Below are 18,934 nucleotides of genomic sequence, written 5' to 3'. Positions count from 1 at the left end.
TTACCATTGCATTTTTTTCAAACGTTCCATCATGATCGGACCGGCCCCTGCCTGTGGCTGTAAACCACGACGCAGCAGCACAATCGTATCCGCCATTTCTAGATAGTCACGGCGATAGGTCACCATGAAAACGGTCTGGTGGCCATGCGCACGAATAATGGTTTCATGCAGGAACTGGCCAGCCTCATCATTCAGAAGCGAGTTCGGCAATTCATCGATCAGAAGAATTGGCGCTTCGTGCAAATAGGCACGCACCAGTCCCAGACGAATGGCCATGGCGGATGGCAGGCTGATTGAATCCGGCCCTTGACCAATCTTGGTGTTCAGGCCGCTGTGCAAATTCTGAACTTCGCCCAAAATACCGGCCTGTTCCAGCGCCATATTGATTTCTTTGTCCGTCGCCAACGGGTTGGCAAAGCGGATATTGTCCGCAATCGATCCATAGAAAAACTCCGGCGATTGCGGAACATAGGCAATGTTGCGGCGCAGATCGCCGTAATCCAGTTGGCGAATATCAAACCCATCAATCCGGATACTGCCCGCCTGCGGGATGTACATTTTCTTGATCAGTTTCAGAACCGAGGTTTTACCCGCGCCATTTTCGCCGGTAATGGCACAAATTTCGCCCGGTTTCACATCAAAGGTCAGGCCCGCGAAGACCGGGTTCTGGTCTTGATCATATTTCAATCCGGCATTGATAAAGGTCACACGGCCACGCATATGACCCGGACGGGCAGCATTGCGGTTGGCTTGGTCTTCCGTATCAATATCGATCAGAGAGTTAATTTGACGCACGCTGTTGCGCAATTGTTCCAGACGCGGAACCATTGTGCACAGGCTGTAGAACGGGGTCAGGACGCGCCAGACCAGGATCATGCTGGCCACCAGCGCACCGGTGGTCATCACACCATCCCAGATCAGATGCGTACCGAAATACACAACCGCAACGGCGGACAAAATGGTAATGGCATGCCCCAGCGTTTCACCAATATTCCCGGACCAAGCCAGTTTGAACTGCGCCATGGCTTCACGGCCAGACAAATCACGGAATTTTTCCATCCAGATATTTTGCAGACCGTTGGCGCGAATATCCTCCAGCTTGTCAAACGTATCCAAAGCAAATTGCTGGCGGGCCGAGCTGGCTTTTGCGGCCAGACGAATGACCACTTTCACACGCTGCCATGTGATGTAGGCCAGAATGGCGTACAAAACCATCATAAACACAGGAACCAGAGCCAACGGCCCCGCAATAAACGCAATGGCCAGCAAGGCAATAATCATAAACGGCATTTCCAGAACCGACAGGAAGGCGGATCCAGAGAAGAAGTCACGCACGGATTCAAATGTTTTAATACGCGCCACCTGTGACGGGATCGGGGCCCGTTCGATATAAGACGGCGACAAATTCATTAAATGCTCAAAAATGCGATTGCTGACAATATTGTCCAACCGTCCGCCCAACCACGACAGACCATGGGACCGAATGGTGCGCAACATCCATTCCGCGGCAATGGCAATCATCACCCCGGCGGTCAGCATCGGCAATGTTTCCAAGGCATGAGCCGACACAACGCGGTCATACACCATCATAATGAACAACGGCGTGGACAGCGCAATCAGGTTCAGCACAATCCCGGTGGCAAGGACTTGCCAGATCGTTCCGGAAAAACGGGTCAACAACGCGCGGAACCAGCTATGGCCCGTGCCCTTACGCATGAATTTAGACGTATATTCAAACGATTCATCATAGGTGGTGAATTTAATGGCCTTGCCACTCATCCCACCGCGTTTGCCGTTTGTATCTTTCATCCGGTGTTGTTCGCCGTCATAAATACGGCTGCCCGGCAGGATAACGAACGGGGTTTCCGTTTCGCCGTCCGGAATAAACAGGCACGGCTTCACACGGTCATCAACATTATTGATGGATGATTCAAATGTACTGGCCCGGAACCCCAGATTGGCCATCGTGTTCATAAAATCAACACGGTCCATTTGACGTTCCGGCGCAGATAAAGATTCCGCAATGCGGTGAAATTTAATATCCGGATCAATGGCCAGCAATGTCATGCACAGTGACCGCTCCCATGCACCCTGATGCACACCACGGTTTTGCCCGGACCATGTCGTTTCCTGCAAACGCTGCATCAATCCATCCAGTGCGGCAATCTCGGACGTGGATTTTATTTGTCCGTCGTTAATATCGCTGTACCGGGTTTTTGACCGCTGGGGCGCGGCCATCATACCTGTGATTTTCGAAGCGGATGTCATGCGCGTAACTCCAGATCATAAAGGGATGTGCGTTCATCCATTTGCGGGATCAGCCCATTGATATCCAGACGATAGTGCCGATCACACAGAGACGTCATGTTACGGTCATCACTGACCATAATGATGGATGCCTTATGTTTCAGACGGCCCAGCATGGTGTGTACGGCACGATATCCGTCGCGGTCCAGGTTGCGGTCAGCATCGTCAAACAAAATCACTTTGGGGTGACCGGCCAGCGCGCGCGCAATGGCAATGCGTTGGCGCAAACCCGGTGGCAAAACATCGTTTTCTGTCCCTTCAACCCACGTATCAAACCCTTTGGGCAAGGCAGAAACGTCACGATCAATCCCCAGCATGGCGGTCACGGCACGCACGTCGGATTCCGGCACCATGCCAAAGCGGGTCAAATTGTCACGGATACGGCCACGGAATAACGTTCCTTTGGTCGGAATATATCCGATATGGCTCAACAAATGACCATCGGGGAACACGGACGGATGAACCCCATCAACCAGAACTTCACCTTCCTGCGGACGATAAAGACCAACGATCAGTTTCAGCAAAGCCGTTTTACCCGCACCATGCGCGCCGGAAATGCGGATCGCCTGACCGGGGTGCAGGGCAAGGTCAACATCGCGAAACAACCACGGCGATGCATCCGTATAACGGAAACCAACAGAACGCAGCTCAACAATACCCTGCGACATCGGTGTTTCTACACTCTGATCTCGCGCGACCTGCGGCATGTGCAACAATGTATTGATTTTGTCGCGGGCCACTTGGTAATCCTGATACCGGATCCACAGGCCCAGAACTTTCTGTGCCGGCAACATCAAACGACCGGACAGCAGAATGGCGGCAATCATACCGCCGGACGACATGCGGCCCGTCACAACCATCCATGCGCCACCGGCAATCACGGCGGCTACGATCAGACTGGCAAAAACGTTGGCACTGTTAAACGACTTGGCCGTTTCTTCGGTCACGGCGTAGTTTGCCAGTGTCGTATTATATTGAATTTTTTCATAACGGCGTTGGAATACTTTTTCCAGCGCGAAAGATTTCAACGTGTGAATGCCCTGCAATGTTTCAATCAGGAAGTTGTAACGGGCATCGTCATCTTCCTCACGGTCATGCAAGGCGGCTTTCAAACGCACGCCATGAAACACGGACGAAATAATGAACAGGGTCAGAATGGCCACGGGGATTAAAACCAATCCACCCGCAATATAAATAATCGCGGCCAGATACACCGGAATGAACAACGCATCAATGACGGTGACCAGAATGCTGCCGTTCTGGAAGTCTTTAATTTTACCAACGGCGGCCAGACGGTTCAGGGCTTCCCCTGTCCCCATCTGGTTTACGGCGGATAATTCCGCATTCATCATCTGGCGAATGGCGGCAACGGATGTGCGGTGTTCAAAGGATGCAGAACTCCACCCCATGACATAGGCCCGCCCCATGCGCAGGACGGTTTCCAGCATGATGGCCACCAAAATGCCGGCAATCAAAACCGACAACGTGCCACCATCAGGGTTCGGCAAAATCCTGTCATAGACCTGCAAGGTCAGAAACGGCAGAGCCAGAGACAGAATATTGATGCACAATGTTGGCAGAACCAGCGTGCTGAACGCATAGCGCCCAGGAAACAGGCCTGCCCGTATATCGAGTGAATCGCGCATGCGAAACCTCCGCCGATTGAGGAATTTTGAAAAACCTAGTTACACACGTTTTATTTAGCCGAAGAGACCGCCGAGCAGACCACCGCCGCCACCGCTGGCCGCATCGTCGTTTCCGCCGCCAAGAATGCCGCCCAGCATTCCCAAGCCATCAGCCACAATACCTTCTGGTTCTGGCAACAAGCCGCCACCAAGTGCACCGTCCATCAGACCGCCACCAAGGGCACCATCCAACAGACCGTCACCAATGCTGGCTTCGGGCCACAGACTGCCACCATCACCGCCAAGACCGCCCAACAGATCGCCGCCAAGCAGATCACCTGCAAGGCCAGCAATATCCGCATCAATGCCACTATCCTGATCCGGTTCCGGATTGAACAAATCAAGCTCAAGATCAATTGCGTTCTCAAGTGTTCCCAGCAGATCATCTGTGATACCGCCAATGTTGCCACTGGTCAGATCATCAACAATACCGCTGACATCAACACCAATGTCGACATCACCAATGATGTTTTCAACCGGGTCCAAAACGGCATCAACCGCGATATCCTCCATACCACCCAGATTCAGGCCGGTATCGATATCAAGATCCGTGTCGGCACCGCCCGCTTCGGGATTGGGATTGTTCAACAATCCTCCCAACAGGCCATCATCTCCGGTAATACCGCCCAGTAAACCATCGTCGCCAATGATGCCGCCAAGCGGATCATCACCACCGATATCGCCACCCAGCAGATCGCCAAGCAGGTCACCGCCCAGCCCATCACCAAGCTCGCCGCCGATAACTTCATCAACGATACCGCCAACACCATCATCACCGCCCAGCAAGTCGCCCAAGAGATCGCCACCAAGGCCATCACCTAGATCACCACCAAGCAAATCATCGACAACACCGCCAATGCCATCGTCACCACCGAGAAGATCGTCCAACGGACTATCATCCAGCAGATCGCCGCCAATGCCGCCAATCAGGCCATCATCACCCAGGACGCCATCAACAATATTGTCCAGACCGCCATTGTCACCACCGGCCAACAAATCGCCCAGCGTATCGCCAACATGGCCCGTAATACCCTCATCGCCACCCAGCAGATCACCGCCAAGCGTGTTTTCAAGGATATCGCCAACCGGACTGTCATCACCCAACAAGCCATCGGTCAGATCGTCAAGACCTGTGCCTTCCAGCAATGTGTCACCAGCAAGATCGCCAATAACACCACCCAGACCATCTTCACCACCGGTCAGATCGCCCAGCAACCCATCCAACGGTGTATCGCCCAGGGCACCAGATACGGCATCACTCAATCCGCCCGTGATATCGGTCAGGACATCACCAACAGGATCCAGCAAACCATCACCCAGTGTTTCATTTAATGTTTCGGTTAGACCACCGGCCGTTTCCAGCAATCCGCCAGTCAGGTCGTTGTCCAACAAACCACCCGTCACGTTTTGCAACGGATCACCCACGGATTCGCTCAACGCTTCCAGCAATCCAGTGGTAATTCCATTGACACCATCGGACAGTGGAGCCGTTGCATCCAAAAGCGGATCCAGCAACGGGGCCAAAGGCTCCGTCAACGCATTGGTGGACAATAATGTTGTATCGAGGTCAGGCAGAATATCGCCCGCCGTAATCAGTCCCAGCGTCAAGTCCGGAATATCCAGAGCCGAGCCTGTCAGAAGACCATTGATAACGCCGTCAATATCAAGGCCAATATCAATGTCACCCAACAATCCCTCAACAACGTCCAAGGGGACATCAATCGCCAGATTGCTCAGGATATCAAGGCCTTCCAGCCCCAGACCCAGAGCATCAAGCCCCAGATCAACGAACAGGTCGCGGTCACCTTCCGTGCCACCCAGCAATCCATCCAGAAGATCGATCACGTTCACAGGCAACATATCGCCCAGCAACGTGTCCAGGATCGGGTTCACGTCATCAATGATTCCGCCCAGCAGTTCTTCAACCGGGTCCAGCAGAGGCCCAATCTCAACCGGGATCAGTTCGATACCGCCAATCAACGCATCAATAATCACTTCCGGATTTGGCAGAATGCCATCATCGAAATCCAAAACATCGCCCAGAATGGCATCAATATCGATATCAATGTCGCCCAGAACATATTCCAGCGGATCAAGGTTGGCATCCAGATCGATATCAATAATGTCAGAATCCACATCCGTGGTCAGGTCGACGTCACCATCCGGGCCCGGAGGTGGTGGATCGTCTGGTGGGTCGCCATCATCACCGTCGTCACCATCATCACCGTCATCGCCATCGTCACCATCATCGCCGTCGTCGCCGTTATCACCATCGCGGCCATTTTCGGCGGTTTCAGTGTTGTTATTATTGAATGTTTCGCTGGCGCCATTGGTGTCATAAAATGATGCACCCAACGCGCCGACATTGGAGGCAAAGTTGCCTTCACCACCGCCGCCGCCACCATTCAGCAAGGCATCATTGTTGCCCGGCTGGTTCACCAGAAATGCCAAAGCCGCATCCGCATCATCGCCACCAAATCCCGGAATTGCACCGATAGCGGCGCCATCACCGCCCGCGCCAGCCTGATTTCCAGCCAGACCGGGGACATCATCAAACAAATCTGTAATGGATTTATTGCTGAACGGATCACTCGTCATCGCGGCATCATTCGTCTGCTGCGTTTGCGCAATCATGTAATTCAGGTTCCCAGAGCCAGACAGCCCTTCGGTCACACCATCAATATCATCAGCCGCATACAAATCCGCTTTCAGCGCAGACGCAGGTATATCAGACTGAAAATCAAAGAAGCTGCTATCCGCGCCCAATGCCGGTTCGGGATTGTTGGCAGTTGTAATTGTGGTATCGCTTGCCATTTTTACGCCCCTGGGTTCAAACTCAAAACGAATGATCTCAGGGTGAGGCTTGCAACCGCTGTGCCAGCTTACAAACTTGGGGTTTTCTATGGTTTAGGCATACAACTATGCGAAGGTGTGTGCAGGATGCGATGAATCACTCCGATCTTGCATCCGCGATATCCTTAAAATGCTGGATAGTTTTGTATAAGGCCACAATGTGCCTGCATTTATGCCGTCTTTTCGCCGGCTTTTGCCACATTCGCGTTTTGCTCTGCAGTTTTAACGCCTTCTGCAATTTGCTTGCGCTGATAAACCAGTGACAAGAAGTCAGCCGTAATCGCCGCCGCTACGTCGCTGGCCGTTTTCGTTTGCGTGAAGATTTTCGCTTTATAAGATACGTGCCCCAGATCGCTGGTTTTCAAACTGATCTGCGGATCAGCGTCCGGCAGGTCGACACCGCTTTTGCGTTCAACCCGGCGGATATATTTCTGCGCATCTTCACGCCCCGGTGCCGTATGCTTCTCAATCACGTCACGGAATAACGGCAATAAAATTGCCGGATCGTCCGTATTGGCCGGAATTGTCACGGACAAATCCTGAAACATGTGGTTTTTCGAGAAATTGGCGTTCTCGACTGTTGCTGTGAACAATTTCCCGTTCGGGATGGCGATAACCTTGCCCGTGAACTGGTACCCGGTCTGGCCCGCTTCAATTTCCTGCACCTTGGTGGTGAAGGCATCAATATCCATGACTTCGCCACGGACATTATCAATGATGACCCAGTCACCCACTTTATAAGGCTGCGTGCTGACCCGGAACAAAGACCCCATCAGGCACAGGATCATTTCCTTGGTCGCAACAACCAGTGCCACGGCAAAGGCGGTAATGGACAGGGCGAAGGTATGGATCTGGGTGGACCAGATCATCATCAACCCGATCAGAACCAGAACCCACGCCCCGTTGCGGATGCGGTTGATCCAGCGGCGCTGTTCCTTGCTCAATATCTCGGACTGGCGGCGGATCACCCGGACCAGCAATGTCCGCGCAACCAGAATAACCGCAATGAATATAGCGGAGGTTACAAGCTCATAAGCCCAGGCGGGTATTGTTTCCATGATGTGCTCTGTTTACCGTCGGAATGGTTTTCTTATTGTTGGGCAACAGAAAACCATGAAATTGTGCAATCAATATGGCGACGCCCCATCGAAAAACGCATGGCACCCCTCTCTATATGTGCATGCCAAGCCTACGCCACCCTTACAGGCGGGCGGTCATGGCCCCCTCGACCGTTTTCTGCAATTGGTCAAAATCGACGGGTTTGGCCAGATAGGCATAGGGTTTCAGGTCCGCGACCTCGTCCCGGTCCCGTTGATCGCTCAGGGCGGTCAGGAAGATAAAGGGCACATCCCGGTACTGTGGGAAAACGCCCCGTATCCGGGCCAGCAATTCGGTCCCGCTCATGGCAGGCATCATCCGGTCACAGATGATCAGGTCGGGTTCATACACCTGCAATAACTCCAGCCCCTCGCTGCCATTCTCGGCGGCGACGACCTTGTATCCCTGCATCGATAATTCATCCTGCAGCAAGGCGACCAGATCGCGTTCATCCTCAACCACCAGAATGGTGCCGCGGGACCGGGATGGAAAAGACGAAAAAGAACCAGATGGCATAATTACGCAGCACTCCCATTTCTCAAATCAGGTACAATAATTTTAATCATTGTACCCTGCCCCATGACGCTTTCAACATGAATGCGTCCCCCCATCAACTGCACCAGATCACGCACCAGTGACAGACCAATGCCCGTCCCCGGAATACCCGATGCGGTGCTGGCGCGGAAATAACGATCGAAAATTTTGTCAATTTCCGATTCCGGAATGCCCACGCCATTATCCTGAATACTGACCTCAATATCGGCCCCATTCACGCGGGCCGTTACCTGAATTATCGGATCATTCTGTGAAAACTTCACCGCATTCGCCAGAATATTGGTGCAAACCAGCGTCATCATTTTGCGATCCTGCCGCACGGATGCGGGCAATCCGGTGACATCGCATGAAATTTTATGGGCGCTGGCCAATTCGGCCTGCTCATCACACAATTCGGTGATCAATGCGGATAAATCGAATTCTTCGGGATGTGGTTCCATCTTCCCCGTGGTCAACAGGCTGGATGACAAAACGCTTTCCATCATATTCACCAGACGCGATACCGCGCTGCGGATTGTTTTGGTGCGGTTGCGAATGGTGTCCGCATCAATCTGATCCGCCCGGCGCTGTAAAATCTGGGCATGGCCGTCGATGATGGTCAGCGGCGTGCGAAATTCATGGCTGACCATCCCGATAAATTGTTTTTGCAGGGCGCTGGCTTCCTGTTCTTTCTCCAACGCCTCCGACAGCTCCTCCGTCTTTTCCCGCAACTCTTTTTGCTGGGCGCGGTAATCGGTGATGTCGGTTGTTGTGATAATCGTCCCCTGATCATCCGGCAGCGGCGTGGCCTTGCAGCGCCAGATCCGCCCATCCGGTAACGGGAATTCAATCTGCCCCTCTAGGTTCAACCAGAATGCCGCCGATAATTCGTAGATTGGATGATCCTCGGTCAGGCCATGAAATTCAAAGGCCAGATTAAAGGCATCCGCCACAGGCAGCCCCCGCACCAGACGGCTGGCATAGGGACCATAGAATCGCTTGTAATGTTCACTGACGAAGAACAGGCGTTTTTCATTATCAAAGACGATAAACGCATCCGGGCTGGCCGCCAGAGAGGCCCGGAATCGCCGGTATTCGTCCCGCTGGAAGGCGTTTTTCTGGCGCACGCGCCCCTTTTCCAGCTTTACAATCAATATGTTACGAAAATCAGCACAGGTCAGCATCTCCAGATTAAAGATGGTGTCAAACCCGGCCCCCAGATGGCGCAGACGTGCCGGGATATCAGATTCTGGGTCGATTCCCATGATTTCCGCCGGAATATCCGGACGGGTGGTGAATCGGCGGGCCAGATCGGCGTTTTCCCCATCCGCCCCAATGACAACAACGATCAAAACCGCCTTCGGGGCATATTCATCAAGTTCTTGAATTGTTTGCGGAAATTCGATTTTTACGTCCTGCCCGCTTAGCTGCGACCACAAAATCCGGCCCATCTGGTGGTCCGGCGTATCCCCGTAAATCAGGATAAGGCTTTGATTTTGTTCGCTGACTGCGGCTGGCATAGGGTTCCTCACGCCCCTTATCATGCATAAAAATGCTTAATAAAAAGAGTGGCTTGTGCTAAAAGATACCCCGTATCGATAAAAGATACGAATGTGCGATACATTTACTTGACAGAACCAGACCGGCATGTATATTTCGCACCTCTAAATCCGGATAGAAAACCAAGGATTAATACCATGTTTGCAGTGATCCGCACCGGCGGTAAACAGTACCGCGTTGCCAAAGATAACAAGATCGAGATCGAGAAAATCGATGCGAAGGCCGGCGAAACCGTGACCTTTGAAAAGGATGATGTTCTGTTCGCCGATGGCGGAAAGAAAGCCACCGTAATCGCTAAAGTGATCGAACAGATCCGTGGCGACAAGGTTGTCATTTTCAAAAAGAAGCGCCGCCAGAACTATCGTCGTCGCAAAGGTCACCGCCAAGAGCTGACCCTGATCCAGATCACGGACGTGAAAGCCGCTTAATTCGGCTTCGCACGCAAAGAACAACGCGTTTTAAGAGGATTATAAAATGGCACATAAAAAAGCAGGCGGTAGTTCCCGGAACGGTCGTGACTCCGCTGGTCGTCGTCTTGGCGTAAAACGCTACGGTGGTGAATCTGTTCTGGCTGGCAACATCATTGTTCGCCAACGCGGAACCGAATACTTCCCGGGCAAAAACGTCGGCATCGGCAAAGACCACACGCTGTTCGCGCTGGTTGAAGGCGAAGTTCTGTTCAGCCACGGTCGTACCGGCCGTCGCATGGTGAACATCGTCCCGGCAAACGACGCATCTGCCGCTGCCGCCGCTGAATAAGGCGCAGCCCTAAAGTTTTTGGAGGGGGGAAGGTCGTAAACCTTTCCCCCTTTTCTTTGCAAAACGAAAAGTAAAAACGATGAAATTTCTCGACGAAGCAAAAATCTATCTGCAAAGCGGTTCCGGTGGCCCCGGATGCGTCAGCTTTCACCGTGAGAAATTCGTCGAAATGGGCGGCCCCAACGGCGGCGACGGCGGCAAAGGCGGCGACATCATTTTTGAATGCGTGAAAGACCTGAACACGCTGATCGACTTCCGTTACACCCAGCATTTCAAAGCCGAACGCGGCCACCATGGCCAAGGCCGTGACCGCACCGGCGCGGGCGGCAAAGATGTCGTCGTGCGCGTTCCCGTCGGCACGCAAGTGTTGGACGAAGACAAAGAAACCGTTCTGGCCGACTTTACCGTCGCTGGCGAACGCGTCGTGTTTATGCGCGGCGGCGATGGCGGTTTTGGTAACGCCCATTACAAAAGTTCCACCAACCAGGCCCCCCGTAAATTCACCCCCGGCTGGCCCGGCGAAGAACGCGCCGTCTGGCTGCGCCTGAAACTGATTGCGGATGCGGGCCTAATTGGCTTGCCGAATGCTGGTAAATCTACATTCTTGGCGGCAACCACCGCGGCAAAACCGAAAATTGCCGATTACCCGTTCACCACACTGCACCCCAATCTGGGCGTGGTGCGATCGGCTGATAACACTGAATTCGTTCTGGCCGATATTCCCGGCCTGATCGAAGGCGCACACGAAGGCCACGGCCTCGGCACACGCTTCCTCGGCCACGTTGAACGCACGGCCGTTTTGCTGCACATCATCGACGTGACGCAAGATGACGTGGTTGGCGCATATCACACCATTCGCACGGAACTGGAAGCCTATGGCGGCGGGCTGGCTGAAAAGGCCGAGATTATCGCCCTGAATAAATGCGAAGCCATGGGCCCCGAAATGTCGGCGGATCAAGCCAAGCAATTGCAGGCCGTCGTCGGCGACCAAAAAATCTACCAGATTTCCGCCGTCTCCGGCGAAGGCGTCCGCGACGTCCTCTTCGCCCTCAGCGCCGCCATCCGCGCGTACCGCAAGGAAGAAGAAGAACGCGAAACCGGGTACAAACCGGAAGTCTACGCCGGCCCCAACGCCGACGGGCAGTAAATCTCCATTTGCATTCCCGCGTTATCACCCTTGTCATCCCCGCGCAGGCGGGGATCCGGCAACAAATATGTGTGCGGCAAAGCCGCGCGCTTTACTTTCTCGCCAGATGCCCGCCTAAAGCGGGCATGACACCGTGGTAAAAACGGCGTAGCATGGTGACAAATCAATCCACCCCTCACAAACAGTGGCTCCCATGCGCACCGACACCCCCAAAACCATCCTCCTGAAAGATTACCAACCGCCGAAATACAAGGTTGTGGACGTTCATCTGGATATCCGGATTTTTGCGGGCAAGACGCTGGTGAAGGCCACGACGCATTTCACCAAAAACCATGACGGCGCCGAACCGCTGGTTTTGAATGGCGAGCGTTTGAAGTTGGTATCCGTTGCCATCAACGGTGCGGCCACAACCGATTACAGTGTGGATGATAAAACTCTGTCCATCCCGCACCCCGGCAATGATTTCACCCTGAGCGTTGAAACAGAAATCTGCCCAGAGGAAAACACCGCGCTGGAAGGCCTGTACATGTCCGGCGGGAATTATTGCACCCAGTGCGAAGCCGAGGGCTTCCGCACCATCACCTATTTCCCCGACCGCCCCGATGTGATGACCATTTTCACCACCCGGGTTGAGGGCGACAAGAAAACCTGTCCCGTTTTGCTGTCCAACGGCAATTTGATTGAGGAAGGCGATTGCGGCGATGGCCGCCATTACACGGTCTGGAACGACCCGTTCCCGAAACCCTGCTATCTGTTCGCGTTGGTCGCGGGCGATCTGGTGCATATCCGCGATTCATTCACCACCATGTCGGGGCGCATTGTCGATCTGCGCATTTATGTCCGCGCGGGCGATGAAAACCAATGTGACTGGGCCATGGAATCCCTAAAACGTTCGATGGAATGGGACGAAAAAACCTATGGCCGCGAATACCAGCTCGACCGGTTCAACATCGTCGCGGTCAGCGATTTCAACATGGGCGCGATGGAAAACACATCGCTGAACATTTTCAACACCGCCCTCGTCCTCGCCCGGCCCGAAACCGCCACCGATATGGATTTCGAACGGGTGGAGGGCGTGATCGCCCACGAATATTTCCACAACTGGACCGGCAACCGCGTCACCTGCCGCGACTGGTTCCAATTGTCGTTGAAAGAAGGCCTGACCGTTTTCCGGGATCAGGAATTTACCGCCGATATGAATTCGCGTGGCGTCAAACGCATCGATGACGTCGTCCGCCTGCGCAATATGCAGTTCCCGGAAGATGCCGGCCCGATGGCCCACCCGATCCGCCCGGACAACTACATCGAAATCAACAATTTCTATACCCTGACCGTCTATGAAAAGGGTGCAGAAGTCATTCGCATGCAACACACCTTGCTGGGCGATGATAAATACCGCAAAGCCACCGATCTGTATTTCGATCATTATGACGGCATGGCCGTCACGTGCGATGATTTCCTGCAATGTATGCAGGATTCATCCGGTGTCGATCTGTCCCAATTCAAATTGTGGTATTCCCAAGCCGGAACACCGGAAGTAACCGCCGAAGGCCATTACGATGCCGCGGCTAAAACCTATCACCTGACCCTGTCCCAAACTGTACCGCCCACACCGGGCCAGCCGGATAAAAAACCAATGCACATTCCGGTGATGGTTGGTTTGGTCGGCCCGAACGGGCATGATCTGGACCAGCAATTGCTGGAATTGAAAGACGCCAAACAAACCTTCACGTTTAAGAACGTTGCGGTGAAACCAGTACCGTCAATCCTGCGCGGTTTTTCGGCCCCGGTGAAATTGCACACGAATTTGAGCGATGATGATTACCGCTTCCTGATGGTGCATGATTCCGATGGGTTCAACCGTTGGGAATCCGGCCAGATCCTCGCCCTGCGCATGATGGGACGGATGATTGACACGGTGGAATCCGGTGGCGCGGCTCTCACCGACCCGGCCTTCATCGACTCTTACGGGTTGATGCTGGATCAGGCCAATGCGGGCAATGCCGACCGCGCGTTGATGGCGCGCGCTTTGTCTCTGCCCGATCTGGCGATTATCGCGCAACAACGCAAAATCGTTGATCCGGACCCGATTTTCACGGTTCGCCGCCGTGTCCTGCACGATCTGGCCGCCCGCTACCGTGACCAGATTCAGGCGATTTACGATTCCTGTAACACGCCCACGACCTACAGCAACGACGCAGAATCCGCCGGACGCCGCGCGTTGAAAAATGTATGCCTGCGTCTGCTGATGAAAGGCCCGAACCCACCGGTTTCACTGGCGCGCCAGCAATATGAATCCGCAAACAACATGACCGACCGCGTGGCGGCCCTGTCGGTTCTGGCGGAGACGGATGGTGCGGACCGCGATGCGGTGTTTGATGATTTCTTCAAACGGTTTGAACAATACCCGCTGGTCATCGATAAATGGTTCAGCCTGCAGGCCTCCGCCCCGATCCCGTCCACGTTGGACCGGATCGCGACACTGAAAGACCACCCGGCCTTCACCCTGCTCAACCCGAACCGTGTGCGGTCTTTGTTCGCGGCCTTTGCCATGAATAACCCGGTGTGTTTCCATGCCAAAGACGGGCGCGGCTATGATATCCTCACCGATGCCATCATCGCCCTGAACACCAAAAACCCGCAAATCGCCGCGCGTTTATTAGGGCCTTTGCGCGAATGGCGCCGTTATACGCCGGATCGTCAGGCAAAGATGAAAGCAGCGCTGGAGCGTATTCTGGCCCAGGAAAACCTGTCCCCGGATGTGTTTGAAATTGTCAGCAAGACGTTGAAGTAAGAATCAACCACGGATGGACACGGATAAACACGGATTTTTCCGTCATTCCGGCGCAGGCCGGAATCCATACGATCTATTGAGTGGATCCCGGCCTTCGCCGGGATGACGAATGGCGGGGTTTCAGCCCTTTATTCGTGTTTATCCGTGTCCATCTGTGGTTTTAAAAAGTATTCGCGCTGAGCCGTTGTGTTTGCAAATAATCCCGCAACACATCCAATCCACGCCCGCCATCATACGGCACACAAATACGCTTATCCGCGACATAAGGTGCCAGAGGGAGCGGTGCGCCTACGCCAGTTTCACGCGAAATGCGAATTTGCGGTGTGGCATCGGGCGAATCCGTATCCGGCACGATCACGTCCGTGGGTGTAAACCCCATCCGTTCAACGAATTTCAACGTCACCGCAATCCAGTCGCGATTAAGCAGAGATTGCGCCCGCGCATCCCCTTGTGCGGCCTGTTTGGCCATCACGCGGAATTTGCGTTGCGCCAACCCAACGCCCAGTTCAGTAATCACCCGCGCCCGGCCCATGGCGGCGGATGCGGCGGTGATGTCGTCATACATAAACCGGAACAACGATAAATCACGCAAATCGGCCGGATCGGCGATGATGGTTTCTTCCACCTTCGTACAATCCATCCGGCGGGTTTGCGTGTCACGGGACAGATGCAGAAAACGGCTATAGGCTGCGGGCACGCCATCCTTCATGGTGATGGTTTGGCGGTACCGCATATCCCCGGCCATTTCCCGGTCGTGGTAATCCTTCACCACATTGAACATCAGCGTCGCGCCGACCCAGTTAAATTCCCGGGACAGACGTTTATACCATCCCTTCACCGCATCATAATCCCCCAACGCTCCGGCATGGTCATGCAGGATCGCGGTCATACCCTCGCCCTTAGCGGCGGCAAGATCGCGCAACAAGGCATCGGGAATGGTAAAGGGGCGTGTGTTCAGGGTCATCAATTAAACCTTATGAAAACAGAAAATCGACCATGCCAGCCCTATCCACAGGGGGCAAGAAAAATCCCCAAAACCACAACCGCGTCATTGCCCGGTTTATCCGGGCAATCCATGGATCCCCCGGATAAACCGGGGGATGACGCAGCGTTGATGTCTGTTCAAACCATCGGCCCCCCATTAAAAAACACCTTATGTCCTGTTCATTCGATCTGGAAGACGGTTTCAACGGCCCCGTATGCGGGCTGGACGAAGCCGGGCGCGGCCCGCTGGCTGGCCCGGTTGTGGCGGCCTGTGTCCATGTCCCGCCCGCCGCCCGTAATCTGGATTTCTGGGCCGGGGTGAATGACAGTAAAAAGCTGACCGCCAAGAAGCGCGATGCCCTGTTCGACCTGATCCTCACCCATTGCGTCTGCGGCATTGCCGAGGCCAGCGTCGATGAAATTGACCAGATGAACATCCTGCGCGCCAGCCTGCACGCCATGACCAAGGCGTTTGAGGTGGCCGGAGGGCAGCCAGGCTGGAAAGCCTTGGTCGATGGGAACCAGAAACCCAAACTCCCCTGCACCATCCAGACGGTGGTAAAGGGAGATTCCTTAAGCCGCTCCATCGCCGCCGCCAGCATTCTGGCGAAGGTCACACGGGACCGGATCATGGAGAGCCTATGCACCCAATACCCGGTCTATGGCTGGAGCAAGAATGCGGGCTATGGCACGGCCATTCACATGGCCGCCATCGCCGAACATGGTATCACCCCCCATCACCGGCAAAGTTTTGCGCCGATTAAAAAGGTTGCTGGCGCGGCCCGCTAACGGACTCAAAAACCACGGAAATCTGACTCCGTTCTTCTTTTGTTTTGGACTCAAGACTCACCCATAACGCACTGACTCTACACATTGAATCGAATTTAAGTGTTGACGGGGAATCGCCAATGATTCATGATTCTGGGATTACTTATCCACAGAACAGGCACAATCATGGCTCCGAAGAAAACCACCGGCAAAACCACTACAAAAACCTCGGTCACCAAGGCAAAAACAACAAAAAAGCCATTGGAATCAAACGGTATTTTGCCCCTGAACACCATTCAAAAGGGTGATTGCGCGGCGGTGATGCGGTCTTTGCCCAAGGGGTCGGTGGATATGATCTTTGCCGATCCGCCTTATAACCTGCAATTGGGGGGCGAATTGCATCGCCCGGACAATTCCAAGGTCGATGCCTGTGATGACCATTGGGATCAATTCTCTAGCCTGAAAGCTTACGATGATTTCACAAGAGACTGGCTCTCGGCTGCGCGCGATTTGCTGACCGATGACGGGTCAATCTGGGTCATTGGCAGCTATCACAACATCTTCCGCCTGGGCGCGATCCTGCAGGATCTGGGGTTCTGGGTGCTGAACGACATTGTCTGGCGCAAGGCCAACCCGATGCCCAATTTCCGCGGCCGCCGCTTTACCAACGCGCACGAAACCCTAATCTGGGCCGCCAAATCCGAAAAATCCAAATACCGCTTTAACTATGACGCCATGAAAGCCTTGAACGAAGACGTGCAAATGCGCAGCGACTGGTTCCTGCCGCTGTGCACGGGCGGCGAACGGTTGAAGGATGATAACGGCGAAAAAGCCCACCCGACCCAGAAACCGGAAGCCCTGCTCTACCGCGTACTGATGGCCTCGACCCTGCCGGGCGATACGGTTTTGGACCCATTCTTTGGCACCGGCACCACAGGCGCCGTGGCGAAAAAGATGAAACGCAACTGGATCGGCATTGATCGTGAGGATTCCTATATCAAGGCCGCGACCAAGCGCATTGCCGAAACCAAGGCCGAAATCGACAATGATTTGCTGCAAACCGTGTCCAAGCGCGAGGAACAACGGATCCCGTTTGGCTGGTTGATTGAACGTGGCTTGCTGAAACCCGGGGCGGTTTTGACCGATTCAAAACATGAAATCACGGCCAAGGTCGGCGCGGACGGCAACCTTGTCACCGACACACCCGAAGGCGGCCAGCAGCGCGGATCCATCCACCGCATGGGCGCCGCAGCCCAAGGCGCGCCGTCCTGCAACGGCTGGACCTATTGGCATTACCGTGATGGCAAGAATTACCAACCCATCGACAATTTGCGCCAGAAACTGCGCACGGAACTGGCCAAGCGCCCGGACGCGGCGGGCACCGAGGCAAGGACATTGCAGTAACCTTTTAAAGGTTACTGTTCCAGTCTCGTCGGGCTTAAAAGTGACTTTTCGTCCGATGGAATGATGGGCCCCGTATCTTCCGCCATAACGCCGTCAGGTCCGACCCGGCGACGTTTAATCCGGCCATTGGAGAAGTCTTCGGAATACATCAGCAGACGCTTGTCCTGATCGGCGAAAATTTCATAGCCGTCAATCTGGGAGAAGAACACGCCTTTCAACGGCCCCTGGCCGACGCGTCTGAATTCTTTGAATTGCAACATCGACACCTTTAGCCGCACAAAGGCGACGCGTTCATACGCCGCCATTTTCAGTTTCGGTGGCAACCCTTCATACTGCCGCATGGCTTCCTGCATATAAAATTCCGCCACTTCGGGCTTTACAGGAATATCCTTTAGATTAAAGGGGGATGTAAAATTCAGAACAAGATTTCGCGGATAGTTTTCAAGCATCCTTTTGGAACCGCAAATCTCTTCATTTGTCGCATTATAGCGTGTATCCAGACGCGTAACCCCCACAAACTGTGAATCTGGCTGGATCAGGAAACGTTCAGTCCCCAGATCATAACGGTCCAGATAAAGGGGCATAATCACTTCAAATTTCTGCGGATAGGTCCCCAGACTTTTTTGGATGGCATCGCGCGTTACCCGGCGAATTTCCTGCCATTCAAAATCGTTGTGATAAAATTTGCGATACATGTCGCATTCATTGATCAGCAGATAAGTATCAATATCCGCCTCACGGTCCAGACTGGGCAACCCAAGCGCCCAATACATCTTGGACAAATTCTCAATGCTCATCTCAATATATTGATCCGTGATCGGCTTCAGCTTGCCATCATCACCCATCAGCGGATCAGCAACCGGAGCAGCATCTACGACCGCATCCTGCGCCATCACGGCCTTGGGCGAGACCCCAACCAGCGCCATCACCATCAATGTCGGGATCACGCACAGGCGGGTCCGCATACTCACATCAGAGTTTTGAAAAAACATTCTATAAATCCCCTCTAAAAACCTGCACACCCCGCCAAGGATGACAGAA

Annotated in this window: 14 protein-coding genes; 6 read left to right on the top strand and 8 right to left on the bottom strand. The window is 54.0% G+C overall.

Translation table 11 applies throughout. The features are described from left to right. From ACSC94_RS03795 to ACSC94_RS03770, 6 genes are all read right to left on the bottom strand, one after another. Positions 1–2,268: a peptidase domain-containing ABC transporter gene (locus tag ACSC94_RS03795; protein ID WP_435641732.1), complete on the bottom strand. Its 2,268-nt coding sequence runs from the start codon at positions 2,266–2,268 to the stop codon at positions 1–3. Next, positions 2,265–3,953 (bottom strand): peptidase domain-containing ABC transporter, encoded by a 1,689-nt coding sequence (locus tag ACSC94_RS03790; RefSeq protein ID WP_435641731.1) that lies wholly within the window; start codon positions 3,951–3,953, stop codon positions 2,265–2,267. The genes ACSC94_RS03795 and ACSC94_RS03790 overlap by 4 nt, the downstream gene beginning before the upstream one ends. A gap of 54 nt (positions 3,954–4,007) precedes the next feature. Further along, positions 4,008–6,806: a calcium-binding protein gene (locus tag ACSC94_RS03785; protein WP_435641730.1), complete on the bottom strand. Its 2,799-nt coding sequence runs from the start codon at positions 6,804–6,806 to the stop codon at positions 4,008–4,010. A 209-nt stretch (positions 6,807–7,015) separates the two neighbouring features. After that, entirely contained in the window at positions 7,016–7,903 is an 888-nt protein-coding gene (locus ACSC94_RS03780) for a mechanosensitive ion channel family protein (RefSeq protein WP_435641729.1), read from the bottom strand. A 142-nt stretch (positions 7,904–8,045) separates the two neighbouring features. Continuing rightward, positions 8,046–8,459 carry a response regulator transcription factor gene (locus tag ACSC94_RS03775; protein ID WP_435641728.1) on the bottom strand — a complete coding sequence of 138 codons (414 nt, stop codon included), beginning with the start codon at positions 8,457–8,459 and terminating at the stop codon, positions 8,046–8,048. Between the two features lie 2 nt (positions 8,460–8,461). After that, on the bottom strand, positions 8,462–9,997 hold the full coding sequence (locus ACSC94_RS03770; protein ID WP_435641727.1) for a sensor histidine kinase: 1,536 nt from the start codon (positions 9,995–9,997) through the stop codon (positions 8,462–8,464). A 177-nt stretch (positions 9,998–10,174) separates the two neighbouring features. On the opposite strand from ACSC94_RS03770, the gene rplU reads away from it, so the two are divergent. The 4 genes from rplU to pepN all read left to right on the top strand — a co-directional run bounded on the left by rplU (position 10,175) and on the right by pepN (position 14,737). Beyond that, a complete protein-coding gene (rplU, locus tag ACSC94_RS03765; protein ID WP_014102759.1) occupies positions 10,175–10,465 on the top strand; it encodes a 50S ribosomal protein L21 in 291 nt (96 codons plus the stop codon). A 46-nt stretch (positions 10,466–10,511) separates the two neighbouring features. Further along, positions 10,512–10,796, top strand: coding sequence for a 50S ribosomal protein L27 (rpmA, locus tag ACSC94_RS03760; RefSeq protein WP_435641726.1), 285 nt, complete (start codon positions 10,512–10,514; stop codon positions 10,794–10,796). Between the two features lie 79 nt (positions 10,797–10,875). Then, entirely contained in the window at positions 10,876–11,943 is a 1,068-nt protein-coding gene (gene obgE / locus ACSC94_RS03755) for a GTPase ObgE (protein ID WP_435641725.1), read from the top strand. A gap of 193 nt (positions 11,944–12,136) precedes the next feature. Then, positions 12,137–14,737, top strand: coding sequence for an aminopeptidase N (pepN, locus tag ACSC94_RS03750; protein ID WP_435641724.1), 2,601 nt, complete (start codon positions 12,137–12,139; stop codon positions 14,735–14,737). Positions 14,738–14,897: 160 nt separating this feature from the next. Here pepN and ACSC94_RS03745 read toward each other — a convergent pair whose 3' ends face one another. Further along, a complete protein-coding gene (locus tag ACSC94_RS03745; protein ID WP_435641723.1) occupies positions 14,898–15,701 on the bottom strand; it encodes a hypothetical protein in 804 nt (267 codons plus the stop codon). Positions 15,702–15,892: 191 nt separating this feature from the next. Here ACSC94_RS03745 and ACSC94_RS03740 point away from each other — a divergent pair, with 191 nt between their 5' ends. Beyond that, on the top strand, positions 15,893–16,510 hold the full coding sequence (locus ACSC94_RS03740; RefSeq protein WP_435641722.1) for a ribonuclease HII: 618 nt from the start codon (positions 15,893–15,895) through the stop codon (positions 16,508–16,510). Positions 16,511–16,810: 300 nt separating this feature from the next. Next, positions 16,811–17,893 carry a site-specific DNA-methyltransferase gene (locus tag ACSC94_RS03735; RefSeq protein ID WP_435642146.1) on the top strand — a complete coding sequence of 361 codons (1,083 nt, stop codon included), beginning with the start codon at positions 16,811–16,813 and terminating at the stop codon, positions 17,891–17,893. Positions 17,894–17,904: 11 nt separating this feature from the next. Here the strand turns inward: ACSC94_RS03735 and ACSC94_RS03730 are convergent, their stop codons facing one another. Further along, the gene (locus tag ACSC94_RS03730; protein WP_435641721.1) at positions 17,905–18,885 is read right to left on the bottom strand and encodes a DUF4852 domain-containing protein; all 981 of its coding nucleotides are present in this window, start codon (positions 18,883–18,885) and stop codon (positions 17,905–17,907) included. Positions 18,886–18,934 lie beyond the last annotated feature (49 nt).

The sequence above is a fragment of the Micavibrio aeruginosavorus genome, from assembly GCF_051245535.1.
GTDB lineage: Bacteria > Pseudomonadota > Alphaproteobacteria > Micavibrionales > Micavibrionaceae > Micavibrio > Micavibrio aeruginosavorus_D.
The sequence above is the reverse complement of the archived record's forward strand: the minus strand, read 5'-3'. Positions and strand labels throughout refer to the sequence as shown.

Excerpts from the sequence above, each read along its gene's own strand:
- ACSC94_RS03795 (WP_435641732.1), bottom strand. The coding sequence starts at position 2,268 with ATGACATCCGCTTCGAAAATCACAGGTATGATGGCCGCGCCCCAGCGG.
- ACSC94_RS03790 (WP_435641731.1), bottom strand. The coding sequence starts at position 3,953 with ATGCGCGATTCACTCGATATACGGGCAGGCCTGTTTCCTGGGCGCTAT.
- ACSC94_RS03785 (WP_435641730.1), bottom strand. The coding sequence starts at position 6,806 with ATGGCAAGCGATACCACAATTACAACTGCCAACAATCCCGAACCGGCA.
- ACSC94_RS03780 (WP_435641729.1), bottom strand. The coding sequence starts at position 7,903 with ATGGAAACAATACCCGCCTGGGCTTATGAGCTTGTAACCTCCGCTATA.
- ACSC94_RS03775 (WP_435641728.1), bottom strand. The coding sequence starts at position 8,459 with ATGCCATCTGGTTCTTTTTCGTCTTTTCCATCCCGGTCCCGCGGCACC.
- ACSC94_RS03770 (WP_435641727.1), bottom strand. The coding sequence starts at position 9,997 with ATGCCAGCCGCAGTCAGCGAACAAAATCAAAGCCTTATCCTGATTTAC.
- rplU (WP_014102759.1), top strand. The coding sequence starts at position 10,175 with ATGTTTGCAGTGATCCGCACCGGCGGTAAACAGTACCGCGTTGCCAAA.
- rpmA (WP_435641726.1), top strand. The coding sequence starts at position 10,512 with ATGGCACATAAAAAAGCAGGCGGTAGTTCCCGGAACGGTCGTGACTCC.
- obgE (WP_435641725.1), top strand. The coding sequence starts at position 10,876 with ATGAAATTTCTCGACGAAGCAAAAATCTATCTGCAAAGCGGTTCCGGT.
- pepN (WP_435641724.1), top strand. The coding sequence starts at position 12,137 with ATGCGCACCGACACCCCCAAAACCATCCTCCTGAAAGATTACCAACCG.
- ACSC94_RS03745 (WP_435641723.1), bottom strand. The coding sequence starts at position 15,701 with ATGACCCTGAACACACGCCCCTTTACCATTCCCGATGCCTTGTTGCGC.
- ACSC94_RS03740 (WP_435641722.1), top strand. The coding sequence starts at position 15,893 with ATGTCCTGTTCATTCGATCTGGAAGACGGTTTCAACGGCCCCGTATGC.
- ACSC94_RS03735 (WP_435642146.1), top strand. The coding sequence starts at position 16,811 with ATGCGGTCTTTGCCCAAGGGGTCGGTGGATATGATCTTTGCCGATCCG.
- ACSC94_RS03730 (WP_435641721.1), bottom strand. The coding sequence starts at position 18,885 with ATGTTTTTTCAAAACTCTGATGTGAGTATGCGGACCCGCCTGTGCGTG.